The organism is Tolypothrix sp. PCC 7601, assembly GCF_025677855.1.
Classification (GTDB): domain Bacteria; phylum Cyanobacteriota; class Cyanobacteriia; order Cyanobacteriales; family Nostocaceae; genus Aulosira; species Aulosira diplosiphon.
The window spans coordinates 2,367,675-2,381,160 of the sequence record NZ_CP064879.1; the positions used below are offsets into that span (position 1 = coordinate 2,367,675).

Here is a 13,486-nt window from a genome sequence, read left to right on the forward strand (position 1 = left end):
TGTAACGCACCATCAATAATTCATGATGAAGATAAAACTTGTGTGAGTTTCTGACAAGCCTTTTGAATTGCATCTATACTCCCAGGATTCACCAAACCATAATAATCAAAACTATAAACTCGATTATTTTTAGTGGCTTGTAATTGCTGCCAAAAAGCTTCTTTTTTTAAAGACTCTAAAAGCTGAGGGTCTGTACTATTCACAACAATTAAAACATCTGGATTTGCTTCCAATACTTTTTCAGCCGAAAGCGTCACATACCCGCCAATGGGACTTTTACCCTGAAAGTCTGCAACTAAGTTTTTGGCATCAAATTTGGCAAGTAAATCTCCAGCCCAACTATTTTTATTTGGAGCTAAAATTGGTTGACGGCTAACAAGCACTAAAGTTGAAGGATTATGAGTTGGTTTATCTGCTAAAAAGCTTTTGTAGCGATTTAATAAAGGCTGAGAATCTACATCAATTAACTCAGCAAGTTTCTGTGTCAATTTTTCTAGAGATTCCCAACTATTAACTTGAGTAAGAATAGTAGAAATTCCTAGTTGCTTGAGTTTCTCAATTGGCTGATTAGAAAATCCTTCTGCACCAATTACTAAATCTGGTTGCAAGGCAATAATTTTTTCCAAATTAGGAGGAGTTTGACCTTCACTCACACGGGGAATATTAGCAAAATTGGGGTCATCTTTAAATAATTTGCTACCAGTAATACCTACTAATTTAGTTTTATCAAGTTGATAAATAATATCAGCAGATAATGAAGATAGCGCCACAACCCTTTTTGCTGATACTTTTGCTAACGCTTGAGAATTAGAGTTAGCAGTTGATTTATCCAATGGCTGCTGAATATTTGCAGAGTTACAAGCAAACAAAAAGATACTTAGTAAAATTGCTAAAGTAGATAATATCCAACGACGAAGCATTATGAATCCTGAGTAATTATATTGGGGTTTAAATAACTTATACCAAATCAAATAATCTTTGCGATCAATCAATAATATTCTAGAGGGCAAGGCAATGCCTAGCCCCTACAATCTGTCGCATTCTTTTTTCAAATTGGTATGAGTCAGTCCTAAATTAATGAGAATTATATTCTTAGTAAATAATTTTACATTTACTATGCAAAATTCAATTAAATCTATAGATGCAAATTATATATCTTATAAATTAAGATAGATGGAAGCAATATCTTATCAAGATTTCTGTAATGTATTATACATTTTAGTTTAAATAAAAAAAGACGAGTAATAACACTAGCCAAAAATCCTGAATCAGGTGTGACAGTGCTACTCGCCAGTAACTATACAAGGTTTATTGAGAAATACTATATTTAATATAGGTTAATTAGTAGTTAAAATATTGTTCATACAAGAACAAATATTTAGAAATCATAGATAGTTTATAGTAAATTATTTTACTTAAAAAAATACTTCATCAAGTCTTGATTTCTGCTATAGAAGGTAGAGATTTTTATACTTTATACTTCACATTCATCAAGAGTGTGGGAACAAAGAAGCAGCTATCACGCACATGGTAATTTAGTTAACTTTCCACAAATCTTCTGGAGTATTACAGTTAAACAGCATTTCTGGTTCCAGCAAAGGCAAAACTTGCACAGAATTTTGCTTCAACCACTGTTGAAATGAACGCCCGCCTTGATTGATAAACTCTAAGAGTTGCGGTAAACATCTTTGGCGATAAAAACCACAAAGAGGTTCCCATCCTTTAGCATGATGAGCCAAAGCTGCGATCGCATCATCCCCCACAGTATCTAATCTAGCTATCCACTCTTGCAGCACCTCAACCCTTAACCTGGGCAAATCGCAAGCCAGCAGCAACACCCAATCTGTGTGCACCTGCGCTAGTCCTTGAGCAAATCCGATTAAGGGGCCGTGGGGTTGAGGGTTGGGGATTGGGGACTGGGGACTGGGGATTGGAGATTGGGTACTGGGGACTGGGTACTGGGGACTGGGTACTGGGGATGAGGGGGATTCTTGGATGAATTTACAATCAGGGAGAAGCAAGTTTTGATAGCGTTCTGGCCAGGGAGTAACTATATAAACGGTATCAGCACAAGCTTGAGCAATGGTACAAACACGCTCTAACAAAGGTATTCCTTGAATTTTGAGCAAAGCTTTATCTTCACCCATCCGCGCACTTTGACCACCCGCAAGCACAATTGCTGTTAAGTTGGTGTTTGGGCATGGGGCATGGGGCATTGGTGTTTGTTGTTTGGTTTTTTGTATTAGACATTTATTATCTCTCCCTCATCCCCCTCATCTCCCTCATCTCCCTCATCTCCCTCATCTCCCTCATCTCCCTCATCTCCCTCATCTCCCTCATCTCCCTCATCCCCAGTCCCCAGTCCCCAGTCCCCAGTCCCCAGTCCCCAGTCCCCAATCCCTATCCCCTACTCTGACTCTGCTGCACTTGTTGCCACATTTGTTCTACGCTTTCTGCTGGTGCAAGGCATTTCAAACCTTGGCAAACTAAGGCAATGCTGTTGTCTGGCAAATTTGATGCTGCTGCAAACACCACTGTAGGCAAATGCTTGGGAATTAAAGACTTGATATGTTCAGTATTGGTAGTGCGAATCAAAGTCGAATTTCGATACCAATCTAAAGCTGTAAATAAACTGGGACAAGCTTGAGTAGCACTACTCATCACACTCCGAAAGGCTTTTAAACCTTGTTCGGCTAAATTTAGATAGTCCAGATTATCAGTAAGTAAAGTGAGACGGACAAGATTAGCGATCGCAATACCGTTGGCTGAGGGTGTAGCATTATCTGCATAACTGCGTTCGCGGACAATTAAATCTTGACTCGCATCAATTGCGGCGTTGTAGAAGCCGCCTAATTCTACACTCCAGAGAAATTCGTTGAATTCATCTTGCAGTGCGATCGCTTTTTCTAACCAAAATGCGGGGGAAGATACATTTCCCATCCCCAAAGAAGCTTGGTGTAAATCTAGTAGCGCTTTAATAAAAAACGCGTAATCTTCAGACTGCGCTAGCAGATGGGGTTGATTGTCATAATTCAGTCGGTGAAAACGCCCATCAACGAACTGATGCACCAGAATGAAGTTTGCCGCTTTTGCTGCTATTTCCAAATATGATGCTTGTTGAAATACTCCCGCAGCCCTTGCTAAACCAGAAATCATTAAGCTATTCCAAGCCACAATCATCTTTGTATCTGTGACTGAGGGAATGCGTCCCGGCCAATTTGTGGTTTTGGCTTCTTGGTTATTGCGTGCAGGGGGGAAAGTATCTAATGATTCAGCATTTACGCCGTATCTAGCAGTAAATAACTTATGTAGAGAGATTTCTAAGGTATCACTCAGTTTCCCTGGATGTCGCCTTTGCAACACAATCTGCCCTTCAAAGTTACCATTAGCGCTAACTGTAAATTCTTGTTGTAATTCTGCGAGTTCCTCATCTGTAAGTAGTTCTTCTAGTTCCCTGTAACTCCAAACGTAAAATGCGCCTTCCTCTGGCTCTACTGCTGTGGAGTTGGTGAAACTATCAGCATCTTGGGCGGCGTAGAAATAACCTTCAGCAGCAGTCATTTCCCTAGAGAGCCATTGTACAGTTTTGGCGATCGCTCTCTCAAATGCTGGTTCTTCTACTCCTGCACTCCATAAATTCGCTAAATACTCCACAATTTGACCATTGTCGTAGAGCATCTTTTCAAAATGCGGTACTGTCCATGTAGGGTCAACAGTATAACGGTGGAAACCACCAGCCACATGGTCAAAAATCCCGCCTAACGATAAATCTAGCCCACGCTGAGTAACAACTTGTGCGCCATCATAGCGCGATGGAAAATTTAACCGATTTAAACGTAATGCTAATTCGCCATAGGGAATCATCGGGAAACTATTCCCTGATGGGTTAGGGCTAATTATTGCAGTGCAAGTTTCCCAACCTTTGCGGAGTAATTCATTTTCTGCAACATCCCCACCTGTACCATCTTGCAACACAGCCGAAGTCAGGAGGGCTTCGGTAATTACAGCTTTGCGTTGCTGTAAATCATTTTTTTCTGTATCGTAGTAGCGCCGAATTGCTTGTAAAACTTGCAAAAACCCCGGACGACCATAACGCGGTTCTAAAGGAAAATAAGTACCAGCATAAAACGGCACCAAATCATCGGGAGAGAGAAATGCATTTAATGGCCATCCTCCCTGACCACTCATCATTTGCAAAGCTTGCATATAAATGCTGTCGATATCCGGTCTTTCTTCCCTATCTACTTTGATGGGGAGGAAATTAGCATTCATATATTCAGCAATAGCTAGGTCAGAAAAAGCCTCACCTTCCATGACAGTACACCAGTGACAACTAGAGTAGCCAATTGAAAGAAAGATAGGTAGATTCTTTTCCTTGGCAGTTGCTAGTGCGTCATCACACCAAGGCCACCAATCGATAGGGTTCTCAGCGTGTTTGCGGAGATAGAGACTCTTAGCTTCAACAAGACGATTAGTCATGAGCAGATGGGAGTGAGTTGCCTTCTTTGCTCAGTCTATCGTTCCAAAGCCTGAGTGAAAAAACAACATTAATAGGGGGTTGAGCATAATCAGAGTTTATCAATACCGACGACCTAGAGTAGAAGTTAGAATAATCACACAGATTTTATAAGTTTGGGCAGTTTGATTTCTAGATATAGGTATGCACGAATATACAGTCATTAGTCATGACAGAAAAAAGATTTATTACTCTCTAGCATTTTTGAGTGGAGGTTTAAGTCCAGTTCTTGTAGGTTGGGTTAGCCAAGCATCAAATTTAATAAGTATTCCCTTAATTGCACCATCAAGTTTAGCCATATTTGGTTTACTTTTCCTACTTTTTGATCACTTCCTTTGGAAATGGAGCCTATTTTACAAAACTGGAATCATTAAGATACCTAACTTGAGTGGGAAATGGAATGGATATATTATTAGCTCTAAACAACCGCAACAAAAAATTCCAGCTACAATCACGATATATCAAACTTATTCTAATATTCGCATTCGACTAGAAACTCCACACGCTAAAAGCATTTCTCTTATGGCTGCATTTGAAATGGTCGATCCTGCTTGTTTTCATCTAAACTATGAGTATCTTTCTGAATACAGATCACCACAAGGAGTAATCAGTAGACATTATGGAGTAACAAGGCTAGATATAAAGATTGATGATGATAAAGTTGATAAAGAACAAAGGGGTTATTACTATACAGAGAAAGAGCGCGATGCTTACGGTGAAATCTATTTTGAAAAAATGGTAAAGCGAAAATAGTGTCAGTAAATCCAATTATGGATGAACAAATTGAGAAATTAGTTAAAGATTGTCTGCAAAAGTTGGGAAATGAAAATTTCAAAAAAGAGATTGTAAATCTTATTAATAAAAATGAAGAGCAAGATGTTTTGACAATTATAGTTAATGAAGGTGTGCATCCCAATTCACCTGACCATAATCATGGTGAAGTTTATGTGGCTTCTAGAGGAAATATTGATTTTAGTTCTAAAGAAATTGTGGAAAAAGAGTTTAATCAAATACTAATTGGAGTTGCTAAAAAACTTAAATCGAAACCCTGGAAAAAAGTTTATTTAGTTCCATTTGGCCCTGCTGTCTTGTCAATGCAAATCAAGCTTCTTGTTTACAGAATATTGTATATAGAAACCATAGATTTTCTATATGCGGGACACGGGATTTACTATGATTTAAACATAAATCTGAGAATAATAGCAGCCGATTCATAATAGCTTTAGTGATTTTAGTATGTCAGCCGAGGTAATCGTGCCGAAACCAGAAAATTCTACGAGCTAGGGGCAACATTCATCCTCAAAATCGCGCAAGCGGATTGTAGTGCGATCGCTCTATGAATTATGATTGCGAAATTGTATCGGAAAACACTCTTACACTCGAAAGCCAAAAATTATGGATAAAGACAAATTACCCCTTTAACAATATCCAGCATTAGCGAGATTGGTTAAAGGGGTAACTTCATAGCAGTAATAGTAGTGACTGAAGTCAAGAAGCAAAAAGTGTAGAGAATGCGAAACCAGTACGTAGTAATTCACAAAATCTTCTTAGCGCCCAGAGGGAAACAGTAAGCTGACAATTGAAGCTGGTGTTTCCGACATAGGCATGGCTGCTTTTGTCTCAACTCTAGTATTTGGGTTAATTCCTGCTATTAGGTGGAGTATGAAAGTGATAATGGCGGCTTGCACAAGTTTTTCCAGCATGGCAGGTCTCCCTTTCGGTGGACAGCGTTTCTGATACTGTTGGCGAATTATTTCTTAACACTGCAATTAACGAGAAACCCGTCGTTTCTAAAGATCTTGGGTTTCCCTTTGCCAAACTTACCTACGAAAAAATTAGGTTTTTTGGGGCTTTAAAGTATTAAGTTATATTTCGCCAACAGCATCCGTTTCTCGACAGAATTAGTTACTCTAACTACACCCCGTACTATTGCATTACCGGAATTTAGTAAATATTCCGGATAATTGCCGATAGCAATATTAAAAAAAGTTGAAAATGTTACCAACACCTGACAAAAAACCACCAACTAGGTGGAAGTGTTGATGACTGCGAACACCATGCTACAAAGGTTTTGCAGCACACCCTGATATTTTAGGGTTGGTGAGCGTGATTACGGGATAAGTATTCAGACTCATACCGTGAAAAAAAGTGCCCGGTAGAAGGGACTAGGGATTGGGGGCTGGGGATTAGGGATTGGGGACTGGGAGATGAGGGGTACAAATGACAAATGACAAACCCCTATTACCAATTACCAATTACCAATTACCAAATGACAAATAACAAATGACAAATGACAAACCCCAAATCCCAACAATTAGCCGTTGCGCTCGATAAAATGGATTTAAATAGCTACAAGTAGGCTGCATGATTCCTATAGTCATTGAACAATCGGGTCGCGGCGAACGCGCCTTTGATATCTACTCACGTCTATTGCGTGAACGGATTATCTTTTTAGGACAACAGGTTGATAACTCCATAGCGAACTTGATTGTTGCCCAACTACTGTTTTTAGATGCTGAAGACCCGGAGAAAGATATTTATTTGTACATCAACTCTCCAGGCGGTTCGGTAACTGCTGGTATGGGCATTTTTGATACTATGAAGCATATTCGCCCTGATGTCTGTACCATTTGTACCGGATTAGCTGCCAGCATGGGCGCTTTTCTGCTCAGTGCAGGTACTAAGGGTAAGCGGATGAGTCTACCCCATTCTCGGATTATGATTCATCAACCTTTAGGTGGCGCGCAGGGTCAAGCAACTGATATTGAAATTCAAGCGCGGGAAATTTTATATCACAAGCGACGGCTAAACGATTATTTAGCCGAACATACAGGTCAACCACTTGAGCGCATTGCGGAAGATACTGAACGCGACTTCTTTATGTCCCCAGAGGAAGCGAGAGACTATGGTTTAATTGACCAGGTTATTGACCGTCATTCCGCAGGTAGCCGTCCAATGGCTGTTGTTTAGTCATTGATCATTGGTCATTAGTCATTTGTTGTAATTGACTAGTGGTGATGTACCTTCGGTGATCCCATTAATCAAAACCCCCCTTCAAACCTCTTCACCACTCAGGAAGGAAAGTTAAGGGGGGTATTTATTAATAACAAAGGACAAAAGACAAATGACAAACCCATCAAAATCCCATTAACGGATCTTTTGGTGTGGGTTGAGATTCTAAGTATTGGAGAAATCCGTGCAATTCATCTTCAGTCAGCAAAGTCCGCCCGCGCTTACCATAGGTTTTAATTAAATGCTCCCTTCCTTGTTCTGGTGTCCAGCCTAAGCGCTGAAGTTCGACATCAGTTTTGGCAATCACATCAGATAAATCTACGGGTTCACTTTTCTTCCTTTTCTTCCCTGTTGTTACTGTCGGCGTTCCCACATCTTCAGAGGAACTGTAACTGCGAGGGGTAAAGGGTTTCACATTACTAGGGGTAATGTCTGGTAAAGGTAAAATTTCTGGCTCGTTGCTAGATGTAATGTCTAAATCGCCTGGGGTATCAAACTGGGCTTCTAACTCAGTATTTATCGGTAAAGGTTGACCGAATTCTGGGCTGTAAGTATCGGATTTACTAGCGCTGCGAATGTCAGTGGTAAGTTTATCTGGTTGGTTATGCTGTCCATGATCAGCCAGTATTGATACTTCTTTGCTACTGGGTACTGACCACTGACTACTGCCAAAGTCTGGTTCTTTGCTAGGAGAATAAGGCGACTCATTAAACTTACTAGCTTTGTTCAAGTCAGGATGATCTGGCAACGGCGATGCGGGAGGTGGAGCAGTTACCACCGTTTCCTGAGGCGCGTTTTCTGTCCCTAAAACCATTAATGCCCGATTTCTGGCATTATCTTCGGCGGCTTCGATGGTTTCTGCTGCGGCTAAACCAGTCGTGCGGGTTACGCCTTCGATTTGGACACTAACACGGACAATATATTTTCCTTGAAAAATTTGCACTAACTCAGAAATAATACTACCTTTGGGATACAAGCTCTGGAATTGAGCCAACATCATAATGCCACCAATTTTAAGACTGTTGAATAAAGGGGGTTGATACTACCTATGTATACAAGCTAGTACCGCTAAAGAGTGAGTAAAAGTCACAAGAATTGTATTTTGAATTGATGAGACTTTGTCAGATGCTCTGTTGATTTCTCCAGTAATGTACTAGTGTCACTATTAGGCATTAAAAAGTCAAAAAGCTGATTAAATAAGCTTTTGCCTATTTTGAATAGTAGCTTTATTTCTGGCTACTGTACTAGTATTGCACTCAAAAAATCTTCAGAAATATGTAGTTAGTCGATGAGAAATATCTCAGGCTTAAGTGCTGACTACGTACTGAGCGATCGCAAATCGACATCTTCTTTCCACAAAACTTATCAACTCATTAGTCTGGAGTGAAAAGCTGGCGATCGCGTACTTTGCCATATGCTTATGGATCAAAGTAGTATTGGCACCTGACTCCTGGGCCTTGATTGTCGCAGTAGCTCTTTTGCGAGAAAATTTTAAGCTACTGATAGCAAAATCTGAGTAGGATCGCCTTCAATGCTATACTAATTACCCAATTCGATATGCAGAACTATTTTCTGGAAGTGCGCTCTAAATCTACAATAATGAAGATAAGGTTCGCCCTCACTGTATCTTAAGCTGCTTACCTAATTGTTACCGATTCTACATGTGGGAAAATTGGGTTTATCGGCAGTTTCTCCTAGGTAAAAATCAGATTCTCATGCTGTAAAAGTACCTTCAGTCTAGACAATTAAACACCTGTTCCCCTGCATAGCGTTTTTGAGCAGCATGGAGAGTTCTCACAACCAAGCATCTCAAAAACCGGTCGCGTAACTACCTCATGGGGCAAAATCCGATCAGGCGTGCTTTGTCCGTTGGGCTGGATGAAGGAACTCAACCGCAGACGAATTCTGAGATTGTCGTGCAGTGAGAATGTAGTCACTTCTGCGCCTTTTCGCAGGGTGAGTCGGCTCCTTCCCTTGGAACTTCAGAATCCCTGCTTGCGGGTATTTAGTTTCTAGCTCGTATCTGTAGTCCGTGAGGGTATACAGGAAACAACAGATTAAAAGAAAAATGATGTTTTGACCAAAGGTCGGTTCACTGCATGGAATTTTCAATCGCTACACTCCTTGCCAATTTCACCGATGATAAATTGGTAGCTCGTAAAGTTTTGGAAAAGAAACTTGGCTGCGAGGATGAAAATAGTTTACAAAAACTTCACATTGCTCTAGACATCTTAGAAAAAATCGGAATTTTAGTCAAAGAACGGGGCAAATATCGCCGGGTGACTGAAGAAGGGTTGATTGAAGCCAAACTCCGCTGTTCTAGTAAGGGTTTTTGCTTCGCAATTCAAGATGTAGAAGGCGCTGAGGATATTTACATTCGTGAAAGCCATCTCAGTAATGCGTGGAATGGCGATCGCGTTTTGGTCAGAGTCCTCAAAGAAGGTAGCCGTCGTCGCTCCCCAGAAGGCGAGGTGAAGCTGATTCTCGAACGCTCAAATCACACTTTACTGGCCCGGATTAAGCAAGTAGAAAGCGGCTTTCGCGCAGTTCCTCTTGATGATCGCTTGCTGTTTGAATTGAAACTGCAAACAAACGGCATGAAATTAGAAGAGGCCCTCGATCACCTAGCCCATGTAGAAGTACTACGTTACCCCTTAGCACAATATCCGCCACTGGGTCGGGTGGTGCAAATCTTGGGAAGTGATGCAGAAGCGGCGGCTGATATCGATTTGGTTACTTGTAAACATGATTTAGCCCGTAATTTCTCTGAGACAGTAGCCGAAGCTGCTACCAAGTTACCAAAAAGACTATTAAAAGCCGACTTGAAAAATCGGCTAGATTTACGCAGTTTGTTTACCCTGACGATCGCAGGCGCTAATGGAGATCCCAAAGTCGTAGAAAATGCCTTTAGTTTGGAAAAAACCGCTAATGGTGCTTGGCGTTTGGGGGTACATATTAGCGATGTATCTCACTATGTTCAGCCAGATGAAGCACTCGACCGGGAAGCCCTGAGGCGCGGGCGGTCTGTGTATCTGGGAGAATTAGTACTACCGATGTTCCCAGATGCGGTGGCTGATCGCTGTTCTTTAGTCGCGGGAAGCGATCGCTTAACCCTATCATTTTTAATTAATATCGACCCCAAATCCGGCGAAGTCATAGACTGGGAAATTCAACCCAGCGTGATTCAGGTAGATACCGCCCTGAATAAACAACAAGCCGAAGCCGTTCTCAATGGTGATTCTCACAAGCAATCTGAGCAGGTTGTCCAAACTCTACAAGACCTAGAAGCGTTACGGAAAGCGGTGAAACAGGTGCGTTTGGCTCGCGGTAGCTTACAGTTAAATTTGCCGCCTAATCAAAATCCCTACTACGATGAGGGAATTTTGGGTGCTGTGGTAGTCAATGATTTACCTGTACATTCGCTGTTAACCGAGTTGGTACTGTTGGTCAATCAACTAACAGCTACTCACTTTAGCGCCCTGGGAGTACCCGCGATTTGGCGCGTCCAAGGTACACCGGATGCTGAAGATGTCCAAGAAATGCTGAAATTGGCGATTAATTTGGGTGTGGAACTGGCGCTAGAACCAGAAGTAGATATCCAGCCCCTAGATTATCAACATTTAACTAGGGCTTTTGTGGAATCTGCATCGGAGCAAGTTTTGACCTACTTGTTGCAAGATACCCTGAAGCCATCGAGTTACACTACTACCAAAGGGCCCCACTTTGGCTTGGCTTTACCGCAATATCTCCACTTTACAGCCCCCTTGCGACGATACCCCGATTTGCTGTTACAGCGAGTGTATTATTCGTTGCTGGAACACGGGCGCGATCGCCGCAATACTCGGGTGAAAGAACGTATCAACCTGCGTCACTCTTCTTCTCATATAGAAATTAATTGGAATGTTTTACCCCCAGAATTACAACAAGAACTGCAAAGCGATTTAACGCGGGTCATTATCCAAATTAACGACAGAGAAAAAGAAGTTCAAGAAGCCGAAGCAGATTTAGCTGGACTGCAAAAAGCCCAACTGATGAAACAACGCATCGGTCAAGTTTTTCAGGGCGTAATTACTGGTGTGCAGTCTTACGGTTTCTTTGTAGAAATCGAAGTTCCCGCAGCGGAAGTTGCAGCTAGCGGTCATTTAGGTATACCACTGCGCGTTGAGGGATTAGTACATGTTAGTTCCCTCAAAGACGACTGGTACGAATACCGCGCCAGACAACAAGCTTTGTTTGGACGCAAAAATCGTGCTTCTTACAGATTAGGCGATCGCGTCTCTGTACAAGTCAAGAGTGTCGATTATTACCGTCAGCAAATTGATTTAGTCACAGTTGGTAGTGATGGTGTAGCCAAAGGCTTAGATGTCAGTGTTCCAAATGAGGATTTATCAGACATTTATTTATCAAACCATCTCGATCCCGATGACTTAGACCCTTACGGAGAGGATGAGTAAATAATTTTAAGCCAAAGTGTCTAATAATACTTATCCTTTGATTTTAGGCGTATCAGGCGCATCCGGTCTGATTTACGCCGTTCGTGCTTTGAAATATCTGCTAGCAGCAAACTATCAAATTGAACTGGTGGCTTCTAAATCTACTTACATGGTTTGGCAATCTGAACAGGATATTCGGATGCCGGCAGAACCAGCTGCTCAAGAAAAATTCTGGCGCGAGCAAGCTGGTGTAAGCAACTCTGGTCAACTCTACTGCCATCCTTGGAGCGATGTGGGGGCTGGAATTGCTAGCGGTTCCTTTCGGACTTTGGGCATGATTGTGATGCCATGTAGCATGAGTACCGTAGCTAAACTCGCAGTCGGCTTGAGTTCCGATTTACTAGAACGGGCAGCTGATGTCCAGCTCAAAGAAGGTCGAAAGTTGGTAATTGTGCCCCGGGAAACTCCTTTTAGTTTGATTCACCTGCGTAACTTAACCACTTTGGCTGAAGCTGGAGTCAGAGTTGTTCCAGCCATTCCTGCTTGGTATCATCAACCCCAAACCATTGAAGATTTAGTTGATTTTGTCGTAGCCCGTGTTTTAGATCAGCTTGATATTGACTGCATTCCCATTCAGCGATGGCAAGGCCACCGTTAAAGTATGAAGTATGAAGTATGAAGTATGAAGTAATTCTTCTGCTTTATCCTTCATCCTTTATCTTTAATCCTTTACTAAATTTCTATGAATGTAATTCGCTTAATTCTGCTAGTGGCTATCTTGGGGGGACTAACGCTGTTGTTAACCCAAAATTGGACACCTGCTATATCGTTAGTATTTTTGGGTATGCGGACTCAAGCATTACCACTGGCGATGTGGATGTTGTTCGCCACTGCAGCCGGAGCTTTAACATCTGTATTCATTACCAGTTTGTTTAAAATATCAAATTATTTTGTCAGACAACCACGTCAAACACGCTTTAAATCAGCTACTACCTCAGCGCGTAATAAAACTACCTTTAGAAAAGAACCTACTCCTCCCCCAGCTAGTACGCCACCGCCAGCTAGCAAAACCGCAAATACTTCCAGCGATGAATTTGACGACTGGAATACAAATAATCAAAATGATGACTGGAATTTTGAGCAGAACCCGAGGGAAGCATCTCAAACAAGACAGCAAGCTCAAGATGATGACGACTATAAAACCTACGAACGTCCGCAACAACCGCAAAGTTCTTCTCAATCTGGTTCAGTGTATTCCTACAACTACCGCGACCCCAAAAATACGTCAGTAGGAAAGACTGAATCGATTTACGATGCGGATTACCGAGTCATCATTCCCCCCTATCAACCTCCGACTACTAATCAAGCGAATGATGATGACGATGATTGGAGCTTCTTTGAGGACGAAGATGATTTCCAAGATGAGAATGAGCGTCCCCGGAAGTAGGGATAGGGGACTGGGGACTGGGGATAAGGGAGATGAAGAAGAAATTTTTCTTACCAATTACCAATTACCCATTACCAA

General features: G+C 41.6%; 12 protein-coding genes. 6 read left to right on the forward strand and 6 right to left on the reverse strand.

The window, feature by feature from the left end:
• Window positions 1-20 precede the first annotated feature (20 nt).
• The 4 genes from HG267_RS09975 to HG267_RS09990 all read right to left on the reverse strand — a co-directional run bounded on the left by HG267_RS09975 (window position 21) and on the right by HG267_RS09990 (window position 4,479).
• Complete coding sequence (locus HG267_RS09975) at window positions 21-920, reverse strand: ABC transporter substrate-binding protein (protein ID WP_045869691.1); 900 nt, start codon at window positions 918-920, stop codon at window positions 21-23.
• A 615-nt stretch (window positions 921-1,535) separates the two neighbouring features.
• Window positions 1,536-2,216: a molybdenum cofactor guanylyltransferase gene (locus tag HG267_RS09980; RefSeq protein ID WP_045869460.1), complete on the reverse strand. Its 681-nt coding sequence runs from the start codon at window positions 2,214-2,216 to the stop codon at window positions 1,536-1,538.
• A gap of 37 nt (window positions 2,217-2,253) precedes the next feature.
• Window positions 2,254-2,397 carry a hypothetical protein gene (locus tag HG267_RS09985; protein WP_210403078.1) on the reverse strand — a complete coding sequence of 48 codons (144 nt, stop codon included), beginning with the start codon at window positions 2,395-2,397 and terminating at the stop codon, window positions 2,254-2,256.
• 3 nt (window positions 2,398-2,400) lie between these two features.
• Window positions 2,401-4,479: a thioredoxin domain-containing protein gene (locus HG267_RS09990; protein ID WP_045869461.1), complete on the reverse strand. Its 2,079-nt coding sequence runs from the start codon at window positions 4,477-4,479 to the stop codon at window positions 2,401-2,403.
• Window positions 4,480-4,660: 181 nt separating this feature from the next.
• Here HG267_RS09990 and HG267_RS09995 point away from each other — a divergent pair, with 181 nt between their 5' ends.
• Both HG267_RS09995 and HG267_RS10000 read left to right on the forward strand, forming a co-directional pair.
• Window positions 4,661-5,269 carry a hypothetical protein gene (locus HG267_RS09995; protein ID WP_045869462.1) on the forward strand — a complete coding sequence of 203 codons (609 nt, stop codon included), beginning with the start codon at window positions 4,661-4,663 and terminating at the stop codon, window positions 5,267-5,269.
• 17 nt (window positions 5,270-5,286) lie between these two features.
• On the forward strand, window positions 5,287-5,733 hold the full coding sequence (locus tag HG267_RS10000; RefSeq protein WP_045869463.1) for a hypothetical protein: 447 nt from the start codon (window positions 5,287-5,289) through the stop codon (window positions 5,731-5,733).
• A 330-nt stretch (window positions 5,734-6,063) separates the two neighbouring features.
• Here HG267_RS10000 and HG267_RS10005 read toward each other — a convergent pair whose 3' ends face one another.
• On the reverse strand, window positions 6,064-6,219 hold the full coding sequence (locus tag HG267_RS10005; protein ID WP_168160956.1) for a hypothetical protein: 156 nt from the start codon (window positions 6,217-6,219) through the stop codon (window positions 6,064-6,066).
• A gap of 661 nt (window positions 6,220-6,880) precedes the next feature.
• Between HG267_RS10005 and clpP the strand changes: the two genes are divergently transcribed.
• Window positions 6,881-7,486: an ATP-dependent Clp endopeptidase proteolytic subunit ClpP gene (gene clpP, locus HG267_RS10010; protein ID WP_045869464.1), complete on the forward strand. Its 606-nt coding sequence runs from the start codon at window positions 6,881-6,883 to the stop codon at window positions 7,484-7,486.
• A gap of 166 nt (window positions 7,487-7,652) precedes the next feature.
• On the opposite strand, the gene HG267_RS10015 is transcribed toward clpP, so the two are convergent.
• Window positions 7,653-8,525, reverse strand: a complete 873-nt coding sequence (locus tag HG267_RS10015; RefSeq protein WP_045869465.1) for a hypothetical protein — start codon at window positions 8,523-8,525, stop codon at window positions 7,653-7,655.
• Between the two features lie 1,102 nt (window positions 8,526-9,627).
• Between HG267_RS10015 and HG267_RS10020 the strand changes: the two genes are divergently transcribed.
• The 3 genes from HG267_RS10020 (at window position 9,628) to HG267_RS10030 (ending at window position 13,408) form a co-directional block, all read left to right on the forward strand.
• Window positions 9,628-11,982 (forward strand): ribonuclease R family protein, encoded by a 2,355-nt coding sequence (locus HG267_RS10020; RefSeq protein WP_045869466.1) that lies wholly within the window; start codon window positions 9,628-9,630, stop codon window positions 11,980-11,982.
• A gap of 16 nt (window positions 11,983-11,998) precedes the next feature.
• Window positions 11,999-12,619: a flavin prenyltransferase UbiX gene (locus HG267_RS10025; RefSeq protein WP_045869467.1), complete on the forward strand. Its 621-nt coding sequence runs from the start codon at window positions 11,999-12,001 to the stop codon at window positions 12,617-12,619.
• Window positions 12,620-12,703: 84 nt separating this feature from the next.
• The gene (locus HG267_RS10030; RefSeq protein WP_045869468.1) at window positions 12,704-13,408 is read left to right on the forward strand and encodes a hypothetical protein; all 705 of its coding nucleotides are present in this window, start codon (window positions 12,704-12,706) and stop codon (window positions 13,406-13,408) included.
• Window positions 13,409-13,486 lie beyond the last annotated feature (78 nt).

Coding starts and splice junctions, on each gene's coding strand:
- HG267_RS09975 (WP_045869691.1), bottom strand. CDS start 920: ATGCTTCGTCGTTGGATATTATCTACTTTAGCAATTTTACTAAGTATC.
- HG267_RS09980 (WP_045869460.1), bottom strand. CDS start 2,216: ATGCCCCATGCCCCATGCCCAAACACCAACTTAACAGCAATTGTGCTT.
- HG267_RS09990 (WP_045869461.1), bottom strand. CDS start 4,479: ATGACTAATCGTCTTGTTGAAGCTAAGAGTCTCTATCTCCGCAAACAC.
- HG267_RS09995 (WP_045869462.1), top strand. CDS start 4,661: ATGCACGAATATACAGTCATTAGTCATGACAGAAAAAAGATTTATTAC.
- HG267_RS10000 (WP_045869463.1), top strand. CDS start 5,287: ATGGATGAACAAATTGAGAAATTAGTTAAAGATTGTCTGCAAAAGTTG.
- HG267_RS10005 (WP_168160956.1), bottom strand. CDS start 6,219: ATGCTGGAAAAACTTGTGCAAGCCGCCATTATCACTTTCATACTCCAC.
- clpP (WP_045869464.1), top strand. CDS start 6,881: ATGATTCCTATAGTCATTGAACAATCGGGTCGCGGCGAACGCGCCTTT.
- HG267_RS10015 (WP_045869465.1), bottom strand. CDS start 8,525: ATGTTGGCTCAATTCCAGAGCTTGTATCCCAAAGGTAGTATTATTTCT.
- HG267_RS10020 (WP_045869466.1), top strand. CDS start 9,628: ATGGAATTTTCAATCGCTACACTCCTTGCCAATTTCACCGATGATAAA.
- HG267_RS10030 (WP_045869468.1), top strand. CDS start 12,704: ATGAATGTAATTCGCTTAATTCTGCTAGTGGCTATCTTGGGGGGACTA.